The sequence below is a fragment of the Coriobacteriia bacterium genome (genome assembly GCA_034370385.1).
GTDB lineage: Bacteria > Actinomycetota > Coriobacteriia > Anaerosomatales > PHET01 > JAXMKZ01.
Genome location: JAXMKZ010000034.1, coordinates 14,339 through 34,227 on the forward strand (window position 1 = coordinate 14,339; position 19,889 = coordinate 34,227).

Annotated in this window: 26 protein-coding genes; 25 read left to right on the top strand and 1 reads right to left on the bottom strand. The window is 63.2% G+C overall.

Going from position 1 to position 19,889, the window contains the following annotated elements; translation table 11 throughout:
* Nucleotides 1-250 precede the first annotated feature (250 nt).
* From U1E26_07655 to U1E26_07675, 5 genes are all read left to right on the top strand, one after another.
* Nucleotides 251-1,405, top strand: coding sequence for a hypothetical protein (locus U1E26_07655; protein MDZ4169515.1), 1,155 nt, complete (start codon nucleotides 251-253; stop codon nucleotides 1,403-1,405).
* A 98-nt stretch (nucleotides 1,406-1,503) separates the two neighbouring features.
* A complete protein-coding gene (locus U1E26_07660) occupies nucleotides 1,504-1,761 on the top strand; it encodes a hypothetical protein (GenBank protein ID MDZ4169516.1) in 258 nt (85 codons plus the stop codon).
* Nucleotides 1,762-1,892: 131 nt separating this feature from the next.
* Complete coding sequence (locus U1E26_07665) at nucleotides 1,893-2,543, top strand: hypothetical protein (protein ID MDZ4169517.1); 651 nt, start codon at nucleotides 1,893-1,895, stop codon at nucleotides 2,541-2,543.
* Nucleotides 2,544-2,654: 111 nt separating this feature from the next.
* Nucleotides 2,655-4,115, top strand: coding sequence for a phosphoenolpyruvate carboxylase (gene ppcA, locus U1E26_07670; GenBank protein ID MDZ4169518.1), 1,461 nt, complete (start codon nucleotides 2,655-2,657; stop codon nucleotides 4,113-4,115).
* Nucleotides 4,116-4,128: 13 nt separating this feature from the next.
* Nucleotides 4,129-4,674, top strand: a complete 546-nt coding sequence (locus U1E26_07675) for a GNAT family N-acetyltransferase (protein MDZ4169519.1) — start codon at nucleotides 4,129-4,131, stop codon at nucleotides 4,672-4,674.
* Here the strand turns inward: U1E26_07675 and U1E26_07680 are convergent.
* Nucleotides 4,640-5,077, bottom strand: coding sequence for a DUF1801 domain-containing protein (locus tag U1E26_07680; GenBank protein ID MDZ4169520.1), 438 nt, complete (start codon nucleotides 5,075-5,077; stop codon nucleotides 4,640-4,642). The genes U1E26_07675 and U1E26_07680 overlap by 35 nt on opposite strands.
* 273 nt (nucleotides 5,078-5,350) lie before the next feature.
* On the opposite strand from U1E26_07680, the gene U1E26_07685 reads away from it, so the two are divergent.
* From U1E26_07685 to U1E26_07780, 20 genes are all read left to right on the top strand, one after another.
* Nucleotides 5,351-6,256, top strand: coding sequence for a hypothetical protein (locus U1E26_07685; protein MDZ4169521.1), 906 nt, complete (start codon nucleotides 5,351-5,353; stop codon nucleotides 6,254-6,256).
* A 24-nt stretch (nucleotides 6,257-6,280) separates the two neighbouring features.
* Complete coding sequence (locus U1E26_07690) at nucleotides 6,281-6,865, top strand: lipase (GenBank protein ID MDZ4169522.1); 585 nt, start codon at nucleotides 6,281-6,283, stop codon at nucleotides 6,863-6,865.
* A gap of 43 nt (nucleotides 6,866-6,908) precedes the next feature.
* On the top strand, nucleotides 6,909-7,277 hold the full coding sequence (locus tag U1E26_07695) for an HsmA family protein (protein MDZ4169523.1): 369 nt from the start codon (nucleotides 6,909-6,911) through the stop codon (nucleotides 7,275-7,277).
* Nucleotides 7,278-7,355: 78 nt separating this feature from the next.
* Nucleotides 7,356-7,655 carry a hypothetical protein gene (locus U1E26_07700; GenBank protein MDZ4169524.1) on the top strand — a complete coding sequence of 100 codons (300 nt, stop codon included), beginning with the start codon at nucleotides 7,356-7,358 and terminating at the stop codon, nucleotides 7,653-7,655.
* Between the two features lie 99 nt (nucleotides 7,656-7,754).
* A complete protein-coding gene (locus U1E26_07705; GenBank protein MDZ4169525.1) occupies nucleotides 7,755-7,892 on the top strand; it encodes a hypothetical protein in 138 nt (45 codons plus the stop codon).
* 62 nt (nucleotides 7,893-7,954) lie between these two features.
* Entirely contained in the window at nucleotides 7,955-8,605 is a 651-nt protein-coding gene (locus U1E26_07710) for a GDSL-type esterase/lipase family protein (GenBank protein MDZ4169526.1), read from the top strand.
* Nucleotides 8,606-8,665: 60 nt separating this feature from the next.
* On the top strand, nucleotides 8,666-9,520 hold the full coding sequence (locus tag U1E26_07715; protein ID MDZ4169527.1) for an aminotransferase class IV: 855 nt from the start codon (nucleotides 8,666-8,668) through the stop codon (nucleotides 9,518-9,520).
* Between the two features lie 2 nt (nucleotides 9,521-9,522).
* Complete coding sequence (locus U1E26_07720) at nucleotides 9,523-10,506, top strand: NAD(P)-dependent alcohol dehydrogenase (GenBank protein MDZ4169528.1); 984 nt, start codon at nucleotides 9,523-9,525, stop codon at nucleotides 10,504-10,506.
* Between the two features lie 37 nt (nucleotides 10,507-10,543).
* On the top strand, nucleotides 10,544-11,587 hold the full coding sequence (locus U1E26_07725; protein MDZ4169529.1) for an SAM-dependent methyltransferase: 1,044 nt from the start codon (nucleotides 10,544-10,546) through the stop codon (nucleotides 11,585-11,587).
* Nucleotides 11,588-11,589: 2 nt separating this feature from the next.
* A complete protein-coding gene (locus U1E26_07730) occupies nucleotides 11,590-12,315 on the top strand; it encodes an alpha/beta hydrolase (GenBank protein MDZ4169530.1) in 726 nt (241 codons plus the stop codon).
* A gap of 214 nt (nucleotides 12,316-12,529) precedes the next feature.
* Nucleotides 12,530-13,714: a Re/Si-specific NAD(P)(+) transhydrogenase subunit alpha gene (locus U1E26_07735; protein ID MDZ4169531.1), complete on the top strand. Its 1,185-nt coding sequence runs from the start codon at nucleotides 12,530-12,532 to the stop codon at nucleotides 13,712-13,714.
* Complete coding sequence (locus U1E26_07740; protein MDZ4169532.1) at nucleotides 13,714-13,995, top strand: NAD(P) transhydrogenase subunit alpha; 282 nt, start codon at nucleotides 13,714-13,716, stop codon at nucleotides 13,993-13,995. The genes U1E26_07735 and U1E26_07740 overlap by 1 nt, the downstream gene beginning before the upstream one ends.
* A gap of 34 nt (nucleotides 13,996-14,029) precedes the next feature.
* Nucleotides 14,030-15,406 (top strand): NAD(P)(+) transhydrogenase (Re/Si-specific) subunit beta, encoded by a 1,377-nt coding sequence (locus tag U1E26_07745; GenBank protein ID MDZ4169533.1) that lies wholly within the window; start codon nucleotides 14,030-14,032, stop codon nucleotides 15,404-15,406.
* Nucleotides 15,406-15,798 carry a hypothetical protein gene (locus tag U1E26_07750; GenBank protein MDZ4169534.1) on the top strand — a complete coding sequence of 131 codons (393 nt, stop codon included), beginning with the start codon at nucleotides 15,406-15,408 and terminating at the stop codon, nucleotides 15,796-15,798. The genes U1E26_07745 and U1E26_07750 overlap by 1 nt, the downstream gene beginning before the upstream one ends.
* Before the next feature lie 23 nt (nucleotides 15,799-15,821).
* Nucleotides 15,822-16,184: a DUF1801 domain-containing protein gene (locus tag U1E26_07755; GenBank protein ID MDZ4169535.1), complete on the top strand. Its 363-nt coding sequence runs from the start codon at nucleotides 15,822-15,824 to the stop codon at nucleotides 16,182-16,184.
* On the top strand, nucleotides 16,181-16,549 hold the full coding sequence (locus tag U1E26_07760) for a hypothetical protein (GenBank protein ID MDZ4169536.1): 369 nt from the start codon (nucleotides 16,181-16,183) through the stop codon (nucleotides 16,547-16,549). The genes U1E26_07755 and U1E26_07760 overlap by 4 nt, the downstream gene beginning before the upstream one ends.
* Before the next feature lie 238 nt (nucleotides 16,550-16,787).
* Nucleotides 16,788-17,720, top strand: a complete 933-nt coding sequence (locus U1E26_07765; protein MDZ4169537.1) for a PhoH family protein — start codon at nucleotides 16,788-16,790, stop codon at nucleotides 17,718-17,720.
* Between the two features lie 49 nt (nucleotides 17,721-17,769).
* Nucleotides 17,770-18,741 (top strand): HDIG domain-containing protein, encoded by a 972-nt coding sequence (locus tag U1E26_07770; GenBank protein ID MDZ4169538.1) that lies wholly within the window; start codon nucleotides 17,770-17,772, stop codon nucleotides 18,739-18,741.
* Complete coding sequence (gene ybeY, locus U1E26_07775) at nucleotides 18,707-19,156, top strand: rRNA maturation RNase YbeY (GenBank protein MDZ4169539.1); 450 nt, start codon at nucleotides 18,707-18,709, stop codon at nucleotides 19,154-19,156. The genes U1E26_07770 and ybeY overlap by 35 nt, the downstream gene beginning before the upstream one ends.
* 4 nt (nucleotides 19,157-19,160) lie before the next feature.
* Nucleotides 19,161-19,871: a diacylglycerol kinase gene (locus tag U1E26_07780; GenBank protein MDZ4169540.1), complete on the top strand. Its 711-nt coding sequence runs from the start codon at nucleotides 19,161-19,163 to the stop codon at nucleotides 19,869-19,871.
* The last annotated feature ends 18 nt before the right edge of the window (nucleotides 19,872-19,889 follow it).

The following is a 19,889-nucleotide window of genomic DNA, read 5'->3' on the forward strand; positions in this document are numbered from 1 at the left end:
CGCTCTCGGCTTATCTCGCCTCACCCAACGAGGCAAGAATGTGACAACCATGCCGATAATGGGCACCTCATAGTATGGACCCAGCCATTATCACGGTTCTCTCACGATTCTCGTCGCCACGGTGGCTGCGCTCGTTCTCGAGGCCGTCCGCATAGACGTCGTTGCGCTTGTCTGTACGCGCCGGTTCGTGTCATTGGATCTTTGGATTCCCGACCTCGACGGCGCGCATCGCGCAACTGGAGGAGAGAGCGTGGACGCACTCGGCAAAGACCTCGCTGATGGACTTTTTGAGAATTGCGACCCGCCCTGCCTTTCGCTCTACCAGCCCACGCATCGGCACCGTCCGGACAATGAGCAAGATCGAATCCGGTTCGGGATCCTTGTGAAGGCGCTGGAGGAATCGCTCCTGCGGACAGTCCCGAAGAGAGAGGTCCCGCCATTGCTGGAGCCGTTCTTGGCATTGGCGGATGACCGCGACGTGTGGAACCATACCCTTGACGGACTGGCGGTGCTGGGCGCAAAGGGAGTGTTTCGAGTCTACAGACTGCAGCGGCCCGTCGCCGAACTGGCCGTAGTGGCGGACAGCTTCCATCTCAAGCCCCTGATGCGCATTCTTCAGTCAGCCGACCGTTATCAGGTTCTCGGCGTGAACCGACGGGAGGCCAGACTCTTCGAAGGTAATCGTGACGCCTTTGACGAGATCGCACTGCATCGGGATGTGCCACGCACGCTCACGGATGCACTGGGGGAGGAGCTGACCGAGCCGCACCTTACCGTCGCCTCCTATGGCGGCGCAGGTGGATCCCAGGCGTCCATGCACCATGGCCACGGGGGGAAGGAAGCAGAGGTGGACATCGATACGGAACGCTTCTTCCGCGCCGTTGACCGGGGAGTCCTTGAGCATCACTCGCAGCCGTCGGGCTTGCCACTGATTCTAGCCGCGCTCCCCGAGCACCATCATCTATTTCGCGAAGTGAGCGGTAATCCGTTCCTGATACCGGAGAGCATCGATACTCATCCGGATGCCCTCTCGTCAACTGACGAGCTCCGAGAGCGCGTCTGGCAGCTCATGGAGCCTCGGTACCTGGCGCATCTGGCCGCACTGGTCGAGGAGTTCGGCACCGCACGCTCCGAGGGGCTCGGGGATGACGATCTGGCTCAGGTCGCCAGGGCGGCTGTTGGTGGACGGGTGGCTACAGTGCTGATCGAGGCCGAGCGCGAGATTCCCGGACGCGTGGATACAGCGACCGGCGATATCGAGCCTGGCGACCTGGCGCACCCCGAGTTTGATGACGTGCTCGACGACCTCGGCACGCTGGTGGCGAAGATGGGCGGAAACGTCGTTATCGTACCGACCGAACAGATGCCGACGGAGAACGGAATAGCTGCGGTCTATCGCTACTGAGGGCCAGCAGACTATTCGCGGACGAATGCACCCCCAAGACCCTGACTATCGAGGGCCATGGGCCGATGGGTACTGCATTTCGGGGATTGGGGGACTCTATGGCGGAGCCCAAGCTCAGCAGGGCGCAGGCGCGCGGAGCTCTCGTCTACAGTTTCGTTGGTTTCGTTGTCTGTGTCTGGCTCCTGAGGCTCATCCTGGTCGGCGATTGGGAGGGCGTTGTCTACACGAGTGCCGGGCAGGTGGTCGAACTGCAGTTCTTCTTCGTCATCGGCGCCATCGGTGCCGCGGGGGCCTTCTTCAGCATGCTCGATGACGCTTTTCCGGGTATCTGGAGGTCGTTGTCACGCCGCCGGTAGTCTCCAGCACGGCCTAACCCGCGCGTCCAGTCGACGGCGCAGGCGGTAGTCCACGAAGTCGGGCGTACGGCCGTGGCTGAAGCGAAATAGCGTTAGCCGTACAGCTTGTAGTCCTCGGGAAGCGAGACGATATGGCGAAGATCACAGGCGGCATGCGGGAGCGGCTCGATGGCATCATCGGATTCATCCGGTCGTTCATGGGGGCTCGCGAGTTCGAGACCGACGCCCCTGGAGGTTGTAGTCCGCGGCTCATGCTCGGCCTGGTCATTGGGCTGGCGGTCATCATCACTCTGTATGTGACCGGCGTAATCGCCTACGACTTCACGCTGACCCCTGCCGAGCGGGCTGCGGTTGACGCAGCCGGGCCAACGGATGGTGATACTGCTGCAGACTCCGGCGTCGACCCGCAGCTTCCCGGCGAGCCATACCTGGACGGCCGCCACTACGCGATCATCGGGACGGGAGATGCCGGCACGAGTCGCGTCTACACCATCGAGCTCCTCGGCGAGGGCGACAGCGGGGCCATCCGCGTCTGGGAGGACGACACCGGCCGGGGCACCTATACGATCGCTGAGGGCTCGATCCGCATCGAGATGGAGCGGATGGTGCCACCGGAGGACCCTGCTGGATGGGAGCCGAACGTCTTCGAGGGCACGATCTCCTCGGATGAATCTCGCATCGAGGGGACGTGGACGCGCCGGGGCTGGTTCCGAGACGCCCACGCGGGCACATTCGAACTGGAAGACTGGACCGACTACGGCTGCTACGCCGAGCGTCTCTAGATGCGTGCACACTGCGGGAGAGTCCCGCTGACATCCGTCTCACGGCAGGGCGCACGGTGTCCTGCGTTGGACCGTGCGACAATAGTTAGCAGCCGCTGATGAGGAGTCCGCATGCCAGCTGTCCCGCGTTGCATGAGCACACAGCACCCCGATAACGCGACCGTTCCGTTCTTCGCCACGTCGGGCGTACTCGCCGGGGAAGACGAGATTCGCGAGGCGTTCTACGCCTACTCGCACTTGGGGTGCGATGAGCAGATGTGGGACGTCGAGGGCAAGGAGATCGACACCTACGTCGTCAAGAAGCTGCTGTCCTTCTACCCCGAGTACTTCCGCGATCACGTGCTGGGTGAGGACCTGCGGCTCACGTTGCGAGTCCCGAATCCGACGGTGGAAACGACCGAGGCGAAGATCCTCCTCGAGACTCTGGAGAGCATTCCGCGGTCCTATGACGCGGCTCGGCTCTTCTACGGACGTGATGTCGCACCGATCTTCGAAGTGATTCTCCCCATGACGACCTCGGCGAAGTGCATCGATCGCATCTACCGCTACTACGTGGACCACATCGTGGACAGACAACACACCCGGTTCCGCGGTGACGACATAAGCATCGCGGAGTGGATCGGCGAGTTCTCGCCTTCGAGCATCGAGGTGATCCCGCTGTTCGAAGACGTGCCGACCATGGTGCGGGCGGCGGACATCGTCGAGGAGTACCTCTCTGACAAGACCGTCAGCGACCAGCGGGTGTTCTTGGCTCGCTCCGACACGGCGATGAACTATGGGCTTGTCTCAGCCGCGCTCGCGAATAAGATCGCGCTCTACCGACTGGACGAGTTGTCCGCCCGTTCCGGCGTGCGACTTCATCCGATCATGGGGATGGGCTCCGCCCCATTTCGTGGTGGGTTGTCTCCGGCCACGGCGGAGCGGGTCGGCAAGGAGTATCCAAGCGCAGTGACGTTCAGCATCCAGTCGGCCTTCAAGTTCGATCACCCCCCGGAAGAGGTGAGGGCCGCATGCGAACTCCTCAAGACGCGAGTGATCGAGCAAGCGACGCCGGTTGATGTTGAGCGTGCCTCAGCGGTAATCGAGCGGTACAGTGATGCGTATCGACGGCGGGTTGTTGAACTGGCCCCAGCTATCAACCGCATGGCGAGGTTCGTACCCGCCCGCCGGGCTCGCAAGCTGCATATCGGGTTGTTTGGCTACGCGCGCGAACTCGGCGGAGTGACGCTTCCAAGGGCCATCTCGTTTACGTGCTCGCTCTACTCCCTGGGGCTGCCCCCGGAGTTGATTGCCTTCGACGCCCTGAGCCAGAGCGACCTCGCTTTCGTGCGCGAGGCTTACCCATCTTTCGAGGCGAAGGTCAGCGAAGCACTGTCCTTCACCGACTTCGATGGGCCACTGATGACGAGCACGCTCAGAGCCTCTCTGGAGCGCGCCGGCTATGGCTTCGAGCCGAACCAGGAGCATCTCGAGTTGGTGCGCAGAATGCGCATCGCACTTGATGAAGGCGATACGTCACAACTGACGGACCTGGTGTCTCGCGCCGCTATTCTTAGACGGTTTCTCGGCTGATAGGATTCGGACGATGAGTACTGACTATGTCGTCCGGCTGGCCGGCCCCGAGCACGTCGACCAGCTACCCGCCATCGAGCGCGCGGCAGCCACCAGGTTCGGCGACTCGCTACCTGAATCCGTGCTTTCGCATGTCACCCCGGTGGACCATCTGGCGGCAGCACAACAGGCGGGTCTACTCTGGGTGGCTCTCGAACCGACGGGTGCCCCTGTGGGATTCGCTGTGGCCAGCGTCGGCGGACGGCGCGTGCACCTCGAGGAACTCGATGTGCTGCCTGAGCACGGCCGCAAGGGGATAGGGTCGGCGCTCGTGCAAGCCGTCGAGGACTACGCGCTCAAGAGCGACTGCACCGAGATCACGCTTACCACGTTCCGCGACGTAGCGTGGAATGCGCCGTTCTATGCTCGCGTCGGTTTCGAGGCCATACCAGAGCAGGAGCTCGATGCGGAGCTCATTCGCCGGCTCTCAGAGGAGACCGCCCTGGGCCTAGAACGTTCTAGGCGGGTGGCGATGCGCAAGCCGCTCAGCTCACCGCCTTCTTCACCAGCGTGGCAATAGTCGCCTCGTCCGTGGCGGTCAGCTGAGTCAGCGCGTAGGAGGTCGGCCACATCGTGCCTGCGTCGAGTCGTGCCTCCTGATCGAAGCCGAACGTTGCATACCTAGCGTTGAACTTCGCTGCCGCCTGAAAGAAGCAGACGATCTTGCCGTCCTTGGCATACGCGGGCATCCCGTACCAGGTCTTCGGGGTGAGTTCCGGTGCAGTGGCTTTGACAATCTCGTGAATCCGCTCAGCGATGAAGCGATCCGGTTCCGGCATCTCGGCGATCTTGGCGAGCACATCGCGTTCCCCGGCCGCCCGGTCCTTGTTCGCGCGCGCTTCAGCCTTGAGTTCCTTTGCGCGCTCCTTCATCGCGGTCCGTTCCTCGTCGGTGAATCCCTCAGACGTGCCGGTCTTTGCCATTCGGACTCCCCTCCGTGTCGGGGCCTTCACGGCCGCACGCCCAGTCACTGCATGGATCGTGCGGCTTGACACTGCTTCGAGGCTACTGCCCACGAGTCACGGTTGGCAAACACTCGTTGGGGCCTCACGGCCGCTTAGCGTGCGCTATCGCGTACCGCGAGCGCGAAGAGCCCCGGGGGAAGGCGTCAGGTAGAATCTGCCGGAGCGATACGGGCCGCCGCTCCCGTGCACGACGTTTCGAGTTCAGCGCGCCGCCTAAGGAGTCGTGAGGACATGCAGCCCAAGGATCTACGCCGCTACATCAAGGCCACCGAGCGCACCGTCGACCCCGCGACGGTGGCGATGAGAGTCCAGGGCATCGGCATCCTGCGCAAACTGCCGCAGCGACTCCAGCACTACATCATCGAGCGCGGCTCGCGTACCGACCCGTATATGAGCTTCGTCGTCGAGCCCTACGCGACCTTTCTTGCGTTCGAGATCGTCGACACGGAGGCGGCCGGACGATTGCTGCCCCCGGGGTACTCCCTTCACCCGTCGGCGATGTTCAGCGACACTCCGCAACGACTGTGCGCGATCGTGAGTGCATTCACCGTGCACACGAATGTCTTCTGGGGGAGCCGTGTGGAGTTCTACCTCATCGCGGAGAACCGCGAGACGGGGATGCTGTCGTGGGTGATAGGAGAGTACGAGAGCAACGCGCATAGCTACGACCCCAGCCGGGGATTCACCCTGCCGAGCACCTCGCGTTCGGTGGTCACGACATCGTATCGGGGCGAGGTCATCGTCGACGTCGCCAGCAAGGACTCCGGCAATGCCCTGGAGCTGCTCGCCGATCTGTCAGGCGGTTCGTTCGCCGAGCTCGACCAACGACTGTGGGTCGAAGGCAACCTGTCGGTTGACTACGGCGGAGAGCTGCAGCAGTGCACGAAGCCGTTCAGCTTGGTATTTGATCCCGGCGAGATGGAGAAGGCCCTCAAGTTGCCGCTTGACGCCGTCTCGCTGTGCACCAACACCTTTGGACGCGACATGCTCGATTCCGAGCCGTTCGAGGTCGCGGTCTTCCCGTACGCACAGCACTTCGTCACGACCAGTTTCCCCACGGGCACTTCGATGCGCACGACCGAGGACCTGGAGCGTGCCGTGGGCGAGCTCAATGAGCGACTCAACTCATCCGCCTAGTCCATGCGCCGGGGAGACACGACTGTGCATCCGGTCTTGCTCGTGCACGGCATCAACGACACGGGCGCGCGCTTCAAGAAGATGCGCGATGTTTTGGAGACCCGCGGATTTCGTTCCGTGCACGCCATCAACCTCACGCCGCCCGATGGGTCGATCACGCTCGAGGCCATGGGCGAACAGGTCATTGACGGTGTGCGTGCATGCCGAGATGTAGCAGGATCGCAGATGATCGACATCGTGGCCTTCAGTATGGGGGCCCTGGCCGCGCGGTCGGCTCTACATGACCCCGATGTGCGCTCCAGCGTGCGTCGGTTCGTGTCGATCTCGGGCCCGCATCACGGCACTGTGAACGCACACCTCAGTTGGAAGTCCGGGACGAGGCAGATGCGTCCGGGCAGCAGGTTTCTGAGGGATTTGGAGATGGACGCCGAGCGGTGGGGTGAGATAGAGGTGTACTCGTTCTGGTCGCCGTTCGATCTGGTGGTGATCCCGGCGAGAAGTTCGGTGCTGGAAGGCGCCCAGAACCGCTCGTTCCTGGTAGCCGTGCACCATTGGATGCTCTCAGATGATCGCGTCATCGCGGCGGTTGTCCAGGCTCTGTCTGAATGAACTACGCTCACGAGCAATCTGGGTCTGACCCCGAGGAGGGTGCATGCCTGTTGGTTCAAGCATCATCATCACCATGGCGCTGGTCTTCTACACGATCGGGGTCTGGGGTGAGCGGATAGCCGGAAGACTCAAGCCGTGGCATCTGGCGTTCTTCTATCTTGGCCTGGCGTTTGACACCGTGGGTACCGGGATGATGTTCAGCTATGCCGACGGGATGACCTTCGATGTCCATGGCGTCACGGGTATGCTTGCGATCATTCTCATGCTGGTACACGCGGTGTGGGCGACGGTCGTGCTGGTGAGACGCGACGAGAACTGGATCACGCGGTTTCACCGATTCAGCATCGTGGTCTGGTTGGTGTGGCTTGTGCCCTACTTCAGTCCGATGTTCTTCGCGATGGCCGCGGTCTGATAACCGGATCGCTCGACGGGGTACGATGTCCGTCGAGGCGCGAGCACGTTTTGCGGAGTTCGAGGATCGGGGGCGTCTATGAGCGACATGACAACGGTTATCGAGGTGACTACCAGTCATGTGCCGGGTTCGACATACCAGGATCTTGTGAATCCGACCATCGAGGTCGACGGCGAGCCGCTGCAGGGCGCTTGGGGGGTCAACACTCTGACGGTGGCACCGGGCAGGCACACACTGAAGGCCTACCACAAGTGGCTGGTGTTCCGGCAGGCCTACGCAAGCAGCATCACCGTGGATGTCGCACCGGGCCAGACGCTCAGGCTCGGCTGGCACACCGGTTATACGGCGTTCAGGCCGGCCAAGTGGTCTCAGTTGTGAAACCGAGCGGCTACCCCAAGCCTAGTCGCGCCTCCCGCGCTCCTGCGTGCGATGGACTCGCTCTAGGGCACGCGCCGTTCGATTGGAATGGAGATTGACGTGAACGAAGGCCCAAGCGGCAACAATCGACAGCGCAATGTGGGGGCCGGGATCGGCTCCGTCACGTTCTGGATCGGGATGGCCGCGCTCCTGGTGTTCTTCGGCTACCTCGGCTGGCAGTACTGGTTCGGCGGCTAGACGGGACGGCGGCGTGAGTGCGCGCTGCGCGGTGGGTGACGAGTCCGTGATTCGGGGGTCAGGTGCAAAGCCAGCAAGCGGTGATCCGAACGGCCTGCGTGGGGGACAGCATCACGCGCGGTACGTTTGTGTGGCGCAGGAAGCGCAACTCCTATCCTGCGCAGCTGCAGGCGCTTCTGGGGCAGGGATACCGGGTGTCCAACTTCGGAGTCAACGGACACGCCGCACAACGGGCAGCTGACCGGCCGTATCGTGCGAGCAAGGCGTTCACGCTGAGCTTGGAGTCTGCTCCGCACATCGTCCTGATCATGCTCGGCACCAACGACTCGCGCGGCCAGAACTGGAGGGGCATCGAGCCCTTCGTGAACGACTACCGCACCCTGGTCACACGCTACCTGTCACTGGAGTGCGTGCCACGGGTATGGCTGCTGACTCCGCCATCGTTGTTCCGTGTCCGGCGAAACCGCGACGTGATGTACGGCATGAACGAGCCCGCGGTGCGTCAGATGTGCGGAGCGGTCAGGGGTCTGGCGGTCGAACTGGGCTGCGAGCTGATAGACATCCATGAGGTGACGCGACATCATCCCGAGGCGTTCAAGTTCGACGGGGTCCATCCGGGAGCAAAAGGTGCGGCGCTTATCGCCGACGCCGTGTACGCTGCACTCGGCCAGGCCGCACGTACAGGAACAGCGAGCGGCGAGGCTGCGCTCTGAGCGGCGCAGCGCGCCGAGCACTCTCATGAAACGTTTTGGACGCCGGACCAAAGGACACGCATGACCAAGCGAGGGCACGTGTACATCAACGGTCGCATCGTTCCCGCCCACGAGGCGGCGGTCTCACCCTTCGATGTGGGACTGCTGCGAGGGTACGCGGTGTTCGACCTGCTGCAGACGATCGGCGGCAGGCCGTTTCAGCTGCACGAGCACCTTGTGCGCTTTCGCGAATCGGCCGCGATGCTTGGTCTTGAAGTGCCGATCGGCGATGACGAGATCACTGGAATCATCGAGACGCTTCTCGGGCTGAACGACTTCGACGAGTCCACGGTTCGCATGGTTCTGACCGGCGGCGAGTCCGACGACGGCATGCACTTCGATCCGACCACGCCGACGCTTGTCATTCTCACCCACCCGATGTTTGCCGTGCCCGCCGAGTTCTACTCGACGGGAGCTAAGCTCATAACAGAGGAGTACCGACGCGAACTGCCGCAGGCAAAGACGACAAACTACATCTCGTGGATGCGCAACCACGGGCGGCTTGAAGAGGCGGGTGCCCTTGATGTTCTGTATCACGCTGACGGGTACGTCTCTGAGGCGGCCACCGCCAGCTTCTATCTGGTGACAGACGGACGCATCCATGCTCCGGATGAGGGTGTCCTGCGGGGCACCGTGGGAACCGCGGTGCTCGAGCTGGCTGCCGTCGAGTACGACATCGTCTATGGCCCGCTATCCACGCAGGACGTGGCCGATGCCGACGAGGCGTTCATCACCTCGAGCGTGCGAGGTGTCATTCCGATCGTTCGCATCGACGACGCGATCGTCGGCAGCGGCCGGGTAGGCCCCGTTTCGGCCCGCCTCGTGGGGCTGTGCCAAGATTGGATGAACGAGTTCTCGGACTCAGGGAGGCGCTGAGCATGAAGGCGGTCACCCAGATGGTGTACGGCACTCCGGACGTCATGTCGCTTCAGGACATCCCGACGCCCTCGATCGAGGCCGACGAGGTCCTCGTGCGCGTGTATGCTGCTGCCGTGAATCCGCCCGACTGGGCCGGCGTGCACGGCATCCCCTACATCGTGCGCGCTGCGTTCGGCTTCCGAAGTCCCAAGCTCGGCGTACGCGGCACCGACCTGGCAGGCACCGTGGAGGCGGTTGGTGCGAGTGTGACGGGGCTTTCGGTCGGTGACGCGGTGTTCGGTGCGGGGTCGGGTACGTTCGCCGAGTACGCGGTCGCCAAAGCGGAGCACCTTGCGCCCAAGCCGGAGAACGCATCGTTCGAGCAAGCCGCAGCAACGGGTATGGCGGCGCTGACGGCGCTCCAGGCGCTGCGCGATGCGGGCCAGATTCAGTCAGGTCAGAAGGTCCTCATCGTCGGCGCGGGTGGCGGCATCGGCACGTTCGCCGTCCAGATAGCGAAGTCGTTCGGTGCGCAGGTGACCGGTGTGTGCAGCACGTCGAAGCACGAGCTGGTGCGCTCGTTGGGCGCCGATCACGTCATCGACTACGCGCGCGAGGACTTCACAGCCGGCGCGGAGCGCTACGACCTCATACTCGATAACGTGCTGCATCATTCGCTTCGCGAGTTGCTTCAGGTGCTCGACCGAAACGGCATACTTGTGCCCAACGGTGGCCAGTTCCACAAGCGGTGGTTCGCCAGCACGGGGGTGATGCTCATACAGGCACCGCTGCTGTCGGCGGTGGTGCCTCAGCGAATTCGTGTGTGCAACGAGCGACCGAACCGAGGCGATCTGGTCGTTCTCAAGGAGCTGATCGAGTCAGGGAAGCTCACCCCGGTAGTGGGTCGCACGTATCCGCTTGAGCGCGCAGCGGACGCCATCTCGTACTTTGGAGAGGGTCACGCTGAAGGCAAGGTCGTGGTCACGGTCTGCTGCGCCGAGTGATTTCGCTGCTGTCCCCAACGACCCGGAGGGGTGCGTCTTGTCTCGCTTCGCCCTGCTGATTCTGCCCTCAGCCAATCGCGTCTACGCCGAAGCTTCTCTTCGCATGAGCTGCGCTGAGCTTGGCGTCTTGAACGAGACGGTGTTCTCGCAGCGCCTCGGCGATGTGGGCGTCGAATCCATCGGCGGGGTCAGTTATGTGACGTTCAGTGCGGAAGAGATCGGCGAACGTGACGCGTTGTACCTGTCGAACCTCTCAGCGTGCTACGCGCTGTTCGAGATGGCCTCTGATGGCTCGCTTCGCCCGATCACCGTGAAACGCCTGGATCGGTTCGACGACGACCTGGTCACCATCCAGAAGTATCCCGGCAAGACCAACGAGCAGTTCACCAAGCTGCTCCTCAACGTCACGCTTCTCGCTTCAGATTTCCGGGCGGAGATGCTCGATCGCAAGTTCTTGGTCATGGACCCGCTGTGTGGGCGCGGGACGGCCTTGAACCAGGCGCTCATGTACGGGTTCGACGCGTCGGGAATCGACATCGACCAGAAGGACTTCGATGCCTACTCGACGTTCATGAAGACCTATCTCAAGCGCAAGCGGATGAAGCACAAGGCGCAGGCCGCACCGGTCCGCACGAACGGCCGCGTCGTGGGGCGCCGCTTCGACGTCACGCTTGCCGAGTCCAAGGAGCAGTACGCTTTGGGGGATACGCTGCAGCTCACCGTTGTCAACGCCGACACGACCAAGGCGCTCGACTTCTTCCCCGCCGGCAAGGCCGATGTACTCGTCGCCGATGCGCCGTACGGGGTGCAGCACGCAAGCCGCACCGCACATCGGGGCCATGCGAAGAGCCCCCTGGACCTGCTCGCTGCCGCGGTGCCGGTTTGGACGAGACTGCTGCGCACCGGTGGGGCGATGGGAATAGCGTGGAACGTGCATGTGGCAAAGAGGAGCGAGGCGGCGGCGATACTCGAGGCGGCCGGGCTCCGTGTCATGAACGAGGGGCCGTACCTGGAGTTTGAACACTGGGTGGAGCAGGCCATCACCCGTGACATTCTGGTTGCGGTCAAGCAGAAGGGGTAACCATGCGCACGTGGCTCAAGGTCGCCGGAATCACCTTTGCGGTGGTGCTGGTAGTGGCGGTCGTCGGATTCCTGGCGTGGACGCGCATGGAGCGCTACCCGGCGTTTCAGGGGGCCGCAGCCCTGGCTGAACAAGCGAAGACCGAATCCGGTTGGTACGTCTTCGGGCCCGACGGCCAGGCGACGACCGGGGTGATCTTCTACCCGGGCGGGCTTGTCGACCCGGCCGCCTACGCGCCACTCATGGAGCGACTCAGCCAAGACGGAGTGCTCGCGATCATCGTTCCCATGCCGCTTGACCTAGCCGTCTTTGGGATCGATCGAGCCGACGGCGTCATCGCCGAGTACCCTGAGGTCGACTCATGGGTGATTGCCGGGCACTCGCTCGGGGGCTCGATGGCCGCTGAGTACGTGAAGAGGAATCCGGACGCGATCCAAGGCATAGCGTTCCTTGCGTCGTATCCGGCCGACTCAACGGATCTGTCTGCGTCGACTTTGCGTGCGACTTCGACCTACGGTACCGAAGACGGCGTTGCGGGCGACGTCTTCGAGGGGTCGCTTCGCCTGCTGCCAGGCGGCACACCGCTTGACGTCATCGAGGGAGGGAACCACGCCCAGTTCGGGGACTATGGGCCCCAGAAGGGCGACGGTACTGCGAGCATCTCCCGTGAACAGCAGCAGCAACAGGCGGCTTCCACCATCATGCGGTTGGTGGAACTGCTCAACTGACAAGAGTCCATGTCGACAGCCTTGTTCGGGTTGCCGATTTTCCCGGTGGTGCGTCCATTTGTGGTGCGAGGGGTATGTAATCGACTGAGGAACCAGCTACTCGCGCAGCGGAGTCGGCTGGTTCGTTACTGCGATGTCCATGCGTTTTTGTTCTTGAGGTGCCACGCAGCCTGTGGGGTTAGGGCGATGCGTCGTGCCGCGTCAGGAGGGCTTCATGATCCTCGGTGTCGCGAAGGAATCCTATCCGGATGAGCGGTGCGTGGCGCTCGTGCCCTCGTCCGTCCCGCCGCTTGTTGCCGCGGGTCTTGAAGTGATCGTGGAGAGCGGCGCCGGCGAACGAGCGGGCCACACCGACGATGAGTTCGTCGCGAAGGGAGCCCGTCTGGCCTCACGGGCCGAGGTTTTCGAAACCTCGGATGTCCTGGTGCAGTATCGCGGGCCCGGGGTGAACCTTCTGTACGGGGATGACGACCTGAAGCTCACCCACCCGGGACAGGTTCTGATCGGAATGCAAAACCCCTTGGGCAACCCGGAGTGCGTTCGGGACATGGCCGAACGGGGACTCTCCGTCTTCGCCTTGGAACTCGTGCCCCGCATCACGAGGGCGCAGAGCATGGATGTCCTGTCGTCCATGGCCACCGTCGCGGGGTACCAGGCGGTGATCGAGGCGGCGGCGCACCTGCCAAAGCTCTTTCCGCTCATGATGACAGCCGCCGGGACACTCAAGCCCGCGCGCGTCTTCGTAGTGGGGGTCGGCGTAGCCGGTCTGCAGGCGATTGCAACCGCGAAGCGTCTGGGAGCAGTCGTAGAGGCCTACGACGTGCGTCCCGCCGTGCGCGACCAGGTCACCAGTGTGGGCGCACGTTTCGTGGAGTTCGATCTGGACACGGAGGGCGCTGAGGGTGCAGGTGGTTACGCGCAGGAGCAAGACGACGAGTTCATCCGCCGCCAGCAGGCACAGATGAAGGAGGTCGTGGTCCGCAACGACGTCGTCATCACCACGGCGGCCATACCGGGCAAGAAGGCACCGGTGCTGGTGACCGCCGACATGGTCGCAGGTATGGCGCCCGGTTCGGTGATCATCGATCTGGCGGCACAACACGGAGGCAACTGCGAACTGAGCGATCCTGGCGAAGGCCTGGTGCAAGCCCATGGCGTCACCATCGTGTGCACCGCCGATATCGTGTCGCGCAAGCCGTACCACGCCAGCCAGATGTTCTCTAAGAACGTCGAGACGTTCCTCATCTCGTTGATGTCAGAGGGGAGAATCGCCGTCGATCCTGATGATGAAGTCGCGACAGGTACCGTCGTGTGTCAAGACGGCCACGTCGTCCACCCTCGGGTGCTCGAGCTGCTCGGACAGCCACCTGTGACTGAGCCGGAAAGGGGAACCGCCTGATGGATGCGCTCATCGCGGCGATAACGGTGTTCGTGCTGGCCCTGTTCCTAGGCGCTGAGATCATCACCAAGGTTCCACCTACGCTGCATACGCCGCTCATGTCGGGGTCGAATGCGATATCGGGCATCACGCTCATCGGGGCCGTCATATCTATGCGGACGGACAACGAAGTGCTTGCAACGGTGCTTGCGGTCGTTGCCGTGTCTTTCGCGATGATCAATGTCGCGGGTGGCTACCTTGTCACTAACCGAATGCTCGCCATGTTCAAGGGCAAGCGGTGAAGCCATGAGCGCAGACGCTGCAACCATGTACCTGATCGACGACGCGTGGATAAACCTGGCCTACCTGGTCGCTTCGGTACTGTTCGTCTACGGCATCAAGGGCCTTACCCACCCTCGGACAGCCGTCAGGGGCAACCTGATCAGCGCGGTCGGCATGCTGATCGCAGTGGTTGCAACCCTTCTTGCCGAGGGCCTGGCCTATCAGTGGATCCTGCTCGGCATAGTCGTGGGCGGCGCAATCGGCGCCGTTGCGGCGGCCCGTGTACAGATGACTCAGATGCCCGAGATGGTCGCCCTGTTCAACGGGTTCGGTGGGTTGGCTTCGGTACTCGTCGCCGGCGTCGCGTTCATGGGAGCAGCCGTACCGGGTGTGCAGATGACGGTCGCCACCGGGCTGTCGGGGTTGATCGGCGCCGTCACGTTCACTGGCTCGATGATCGCGTTTCTCAAACTGGCGGAGATGATGTCCGGCAAGCCGCTGGGCTTCGCTGGCATCAAGCTCTTCAACGCGGTGCTGCTGGTCCTGGCCCTTGCCTGTACCGCCTGGCTGGTTGTTGATCCAAGTGCGCTGGTTGTCTATTGGGTCATCGTGGCCATCGCTCTGGTGCTCGGCGTGACGCTCACGATTCCCATCGGCGGAGCCGACATGCCGGTTGTCATCGCTTTGCTGAACTCGTACTCGGGTTTGGCCGCGGCCGCCACGGGGTTCGTGTTGATGAACAACGTGCTCATCATCGCCGGTTCGCTTGTCGGGGCTTCGGGCATCATTCTCACCCAGGTCATGTGCAAAGCCATGAACCGCTCTTTGACCGATGTCTTGTTCGGGACGTTTGGGCCCAGCGCGGATGGTCCGAGCGCTGACGACGTGTACGGCGGCAGGGTGAAGTCCACGTCGCCGGATGAGGTTGCCATGCTGCTTGATACGGCCCAGAGGGTCCTCGTGGTTCCCGGCTACGGGCTTGCGGTTGCTCAGGCCCAGCACACGGTCCGAGAGCTTGCAAACCTTCTCGAAACACGCGGTGTGATCGTGGAGTACGGAGTGCATCCGGTGGCAGGACGGATGCCCGGGCACATGAACGTCTTGCTCGCAGAGGCTGATGTGCCCTACGAGCAGCTCAAGGAGATGGACGAGGCCAACTCCGAGATGGGCGAGGTCGATGTCTGTCTCGTGATTGGCGCCAATGACGTCGTCAACCCGTCCGCGCTGACCGATCCGAAGAGTCCGATCGCCGGAATGCCCATCATCGACGTTTCGCGTGCCCGGACCGTCGTTGTGATCAAGCGTTCGCTGAGCCCCGGTTTCGCCGGTATCCCTAACCCGCTGTTCGCGGCTGACAACTGCCTGATGATGTTCGGTGACGGCAAGAAGGCGCTCGTCGAGCTCGTCTCCGCGCTCAAGGAAGCTTCGTAGTGACCGATGGCGAGGGGCGGTCGGAGCGCACCCAAGCCAAAGCGGTGTTACTGGATCCGGTTTCCCTGTCGGTACTTTGGGACAGCGAGAGTGCCTCAGCGACCGCTGGTGTCGGTGCCGAGAATCCGCTCGTGGCCCCGACACTGGAAGAGGTCATCCCGTTGGCCGACGGGATGGGGCTGTCGCAGGCTATCGTCGAGGTGGCCGCGACAGGGGAGCCCCGCCGGCTGAGTGCCGACGTGGTTTCGACGTCACGGGGCAGTGTGACGTACTCGTGCGGGGTCTTTCTCCTCCCCGACGGACACGTGCTGGTGGTTGCGGAGAATGGATGGCGGGCGGAGATGCTGCAGGGCCCGAGCGGACGGGTGCGTCGTACACGCACCGGTCGCTGAGCAAAGGGGGAGGTAGTTTCGCTATGGCCGAGAGTTCCTCGCCACCAACCATCGATGACTACATCTCCGGGTTCCCGCCGGACACCCAGGCGGTCTTGAAGCGCATGCGTGCGATCATTCAAGCGGCAGCCCCGGATGCCACGGAGTCCATCAGCTACCAGATGCCCACCTTCAAGCTGGCTGGCAAGAATCTCGTGCACTTCGCCGGCTACGCGCACCACATCGGCTTCTATCCGATTCCCACGGGTATCGAGGCGTTCAAGGACGAGCTGGCCGGCTACAAGCAGGGGAAGGGCTCGGTACAGTTCCCGTTGACTGAGGCGTTGCCAGAGGACCTTGTGGCGCGCATCGTCGCGTTTCGAGTAGGCGAGGTGACTCGGTCTTGAATCCGTCTCCGTACGACATGTCGGGCGCGCGAAGCCGGGCCGGTAGGTTGACGATGGCCGCACGGCTGGTGTGCGGGTTGTTCCTGCTGTGCTGTTCGCTTTCGCTCGTGGCGTGCTCGCAGGAGACTGACTTCTCTGCACAGTTCATGCGTTACGACACCCTGCCCAACGGTGATCGTGTAGCGGTGGTGCAGCCTGTCGCTGCGGGGGCGGACCCCGCGGAGATCGTCGCGTTCACCACGATCAGCGACTTGGCGCCGGGAGAGATCGTGTACGTGAAGGTGACCGGACGCAGCTGGGACGAACCGCAGTGGTCACCGGAGGCTGCCGTCGTCGACCGGGCGGGAAAGCCCGACGATCGGTGAGCCGCGGGCCACTATGCTGATGCGGTTTTCGGGTCTGCGGCCATCAGCCGCCCGGATTTGGCCTGATGCTTCTCCCGATCATCGTAGCTGAGGCGTACGGTTCTGGCGCGAGGCGGTATAATCTGCAGTGCGGGCCGCAACCGGTCCGCTCGTACTTTCGTGCAACGTTCGAACCGAGGTGCATCCTTCCACTGTGGAATCCACTCAGATTCGCCTGATCATCCCGCCCGAACTGGACATGACGCGCATACTCGGGCACGGGGACGAGTTGCTCCGCGTCGTCGAGGACCGATTCGAGTCCGAGATCTCAGTTCGAGGCAACGAGATAACCATCTCCGGCGGCGTAGTCGACGGCCAGGCCGTCTCGGCGCTGTTCGCCGAGATGATCGGCCTCGTCGAGCGAGGTGAGAACCTGAGCGTAGACTCGGTCGAGCGCTCCATCGATCTGTTGGTGGGCGGCGAGTGCACCCCCACTGCCCTGCACGGCGACATCATCCTCACCCACAAGGGCAAGTCTGTTCGTCCCAAGACCGGCGGGCAGAAGCGCTACGTGGACGCCATTCGCTCGCACACGGTCACCTTCGGAATCGGTCCTGCGGGTACCGGCAAAACCTACCTTGCCATGGCCATGGCCGTCGATGCCCTGAAGAGCAAGGCAGTGGGGCGCATCATTCTCACGCGTCCTGCCGTGGAAGCGGGCGAATCACTCGGTTTTCTTCCGGGAACCCTCACCGAGAAGGTCGACCCCTACCTGCGGCCGCTCTACGACGCGCTTTTCGACATGATGGATGCTGAGAAGTCCGCCTCGTTGCTTGAGCGGGGAGTCATCGAGATCGCGCCGCTCGCCTACATGCGCGGTCGCACGCTCAACGACAGCTTCGTGATTCTTGACGAGGCGCAGAACACCACGGCCGAGCAGATGAAGATGTTTCTCACGCGCCTGGGGTTTGGATCGAAGGTCGTGGTCACCGGCGACGTCACCCAGATCGACCTTCCGCGTGGCGTCTCGGGCCTGCGCGAGGTGCGCGGAATCCTCGATGGGGTCGCCGATATCTCGTTCATCGAGCTCACGGGCAAAGACGTCGTCAGACACCGGCTCGTGCAGCGCATCGTGACGGCATACGAAGAGTACGAAGAGGCGAAGGCAGCGAAGTCGGATGCCAACGAGTAGATCCCCCCTTCACTTCGGGATGCCTCGCATCACGTCACGCGCGCTGGCGATGCGACCGCGATCCAGGCGGCTGTTCGTTCTCGTGGCCCTCGGGGCTATCGCTGGTGCGACTGCCATCGGAGCCGCCGTGGCCTTCGCCGGCGACCGGTTGTCCGGAGGCACCCCCGAAGAAGCCCTGAACGCCGCTTTGTGGGGTGGCCTTGGAGCACTGGCAGCCGCCGCCGTGGGGGTCAGTGCGATTCCCGTCGCGCGAAGGCTTCTGATCTCCCGGGCGGATGTACGCCTGGTCGAGGCTGCGAGCCCGGTCAACCCGCTGATGAGGCGCCTGATGATTGAGGCACCCGGTACGTACACGCACTCACTCGCGACGGCTAGTCTGGCAGAGGCCGCGGCCGAGGCCATCGGGGCCGATGCCTTGCTGGCGCGCGTCGGCGCCTACTACCACGACGTCGGCAAACTGGTGCGTCCGTGCTACTTCTTCGAGAACCTCGCCCAGGGCGACAACCCCCATGACGCGGAGAAGCCGTCGTTGTCGGCGCTCATCATCACGGGTCACGTCGCCGACGGGTTGGAGCTTGCCCAGGAGTACGATCTTCCGCAGCCCGTGAGAGACATCATCCGCGAGCACCACGGTACCTCGCTCATCCGCTACTTCTACCACAAGGCCACCGCTACCGAGCCGCAGGTCTTCGAAGGCGACTTTCGGTACCACGGAGGACGTCCGCGCACGCGCGAGGCGGCCTTGGTCATGCTTGCTGACGCGACCGAGGCGGCGGTTCGCGCTCTTCCCCAGCCTTCAGCCGATGAGATCGCGATCGTGGTCCGCGCCGTCATCGACGACAAGGTCGACGACCGCCAGCTGGAGGTGAGCGGGCTGTCAGATGATGAGGTTGAACAGGTGGTCGGCATCTTCAGCCGCATGCTGGTGGGCATGCTTCACGCGCGCTGTGAGTACCCGAGACTGTTGTCGACGGAGAGGGAAGGTCATGCAGATCAGTGTCGTGAGCCATCGCGAGTCTGAGCCGCTGGACTTGCTCACATTCGAACGCCTCGCCGGGTTCGTGCTGGAGCGGGAGGATGCACCTTCGGCCGTTGAGCTGTCGATAGCGGTCGTTGAGATCGCCGAGATGACCGAGCTCAACACCACCTACCGGTCCAAAGAGGGCCCGACGGATGTGCTCTCGTTCCCGTGTGACGACCCGTGCGCGGTCGTGGGGCCGGGAGAGTCGGTGACTCTGGGAGACGTCATCATCGCTCCCGAGGTGGCGGAGCGTCAGGCAGCCGAGTACGGCCACACGGTTGAAGAGGAACTCAACCTGCTGCTGGTTCACGGAGTGCTTCATCTCCTCGGGTACGACCACGAGGCCGACGAGGAGGCCGCCGCCATGCAGGCTCGAGAGCGCGTGCTCCTTGAGGCTTGGCAGGCGGCATCGTAGCGCCGTGACCGCGCCATCGCGTCGCTCCATACTCTGGAGCTTCAACTTCGCCATAGAAGGCATCGTCTACGCCCTTCGTACCCAGCGCAACATGCGCGTTCACGTGGTCTTCGCGATGCTGATCGCGGTGGTCAGTCTTGTGCTGGGGATTCCCCGACTGGAGCTTGTGGCCGTCGTGTTCGCGGTGAGCCTCGTGCTTGTGACCGAGCTCGTGAACACCGCGATCGAGGCTGCGGTGGACCTCTCTGTTGAGCAGTTCGACCCTTTGGCCAAGGTAGCCAAAGACGTCGCCGCCGGTGCCGTGCTCGTGGCCGCGATCAATGCGCTCGCCATCGCCTATCTCGTCCTCTTCGACGATGTCAGACGTGTGCTTCAGGATGGGCTTAATGGCGCCCGCCTCGCCACTCCCGACCTCACGGTGATCGCTCTGGGGTTGGTGCTGCTGGCAGTCATCGCGCTCAAAGCGATCTCACGCGAGGGTACGTGGATGCGGGGAGGATGGCCCAGCGGACACGCGGCTATCGCATTCGCCGCCGCCACCATCGTGGGGTTCGTGACCGGCAATGCGAGTGCGCTCGCCCTTGGCTACTTCATCGCGGTTCTGGTCGTGCAAAGCCGCGTCGAGTCCGAAGTGCACACCATCCCGCAAAGCCTTGTGGGCGCCGTCTTGGGCGTGGTCCTGACCACCGCGGTCTTTCAGGTATTCTTCTGGTGATGGCTGTGCACACTAGTT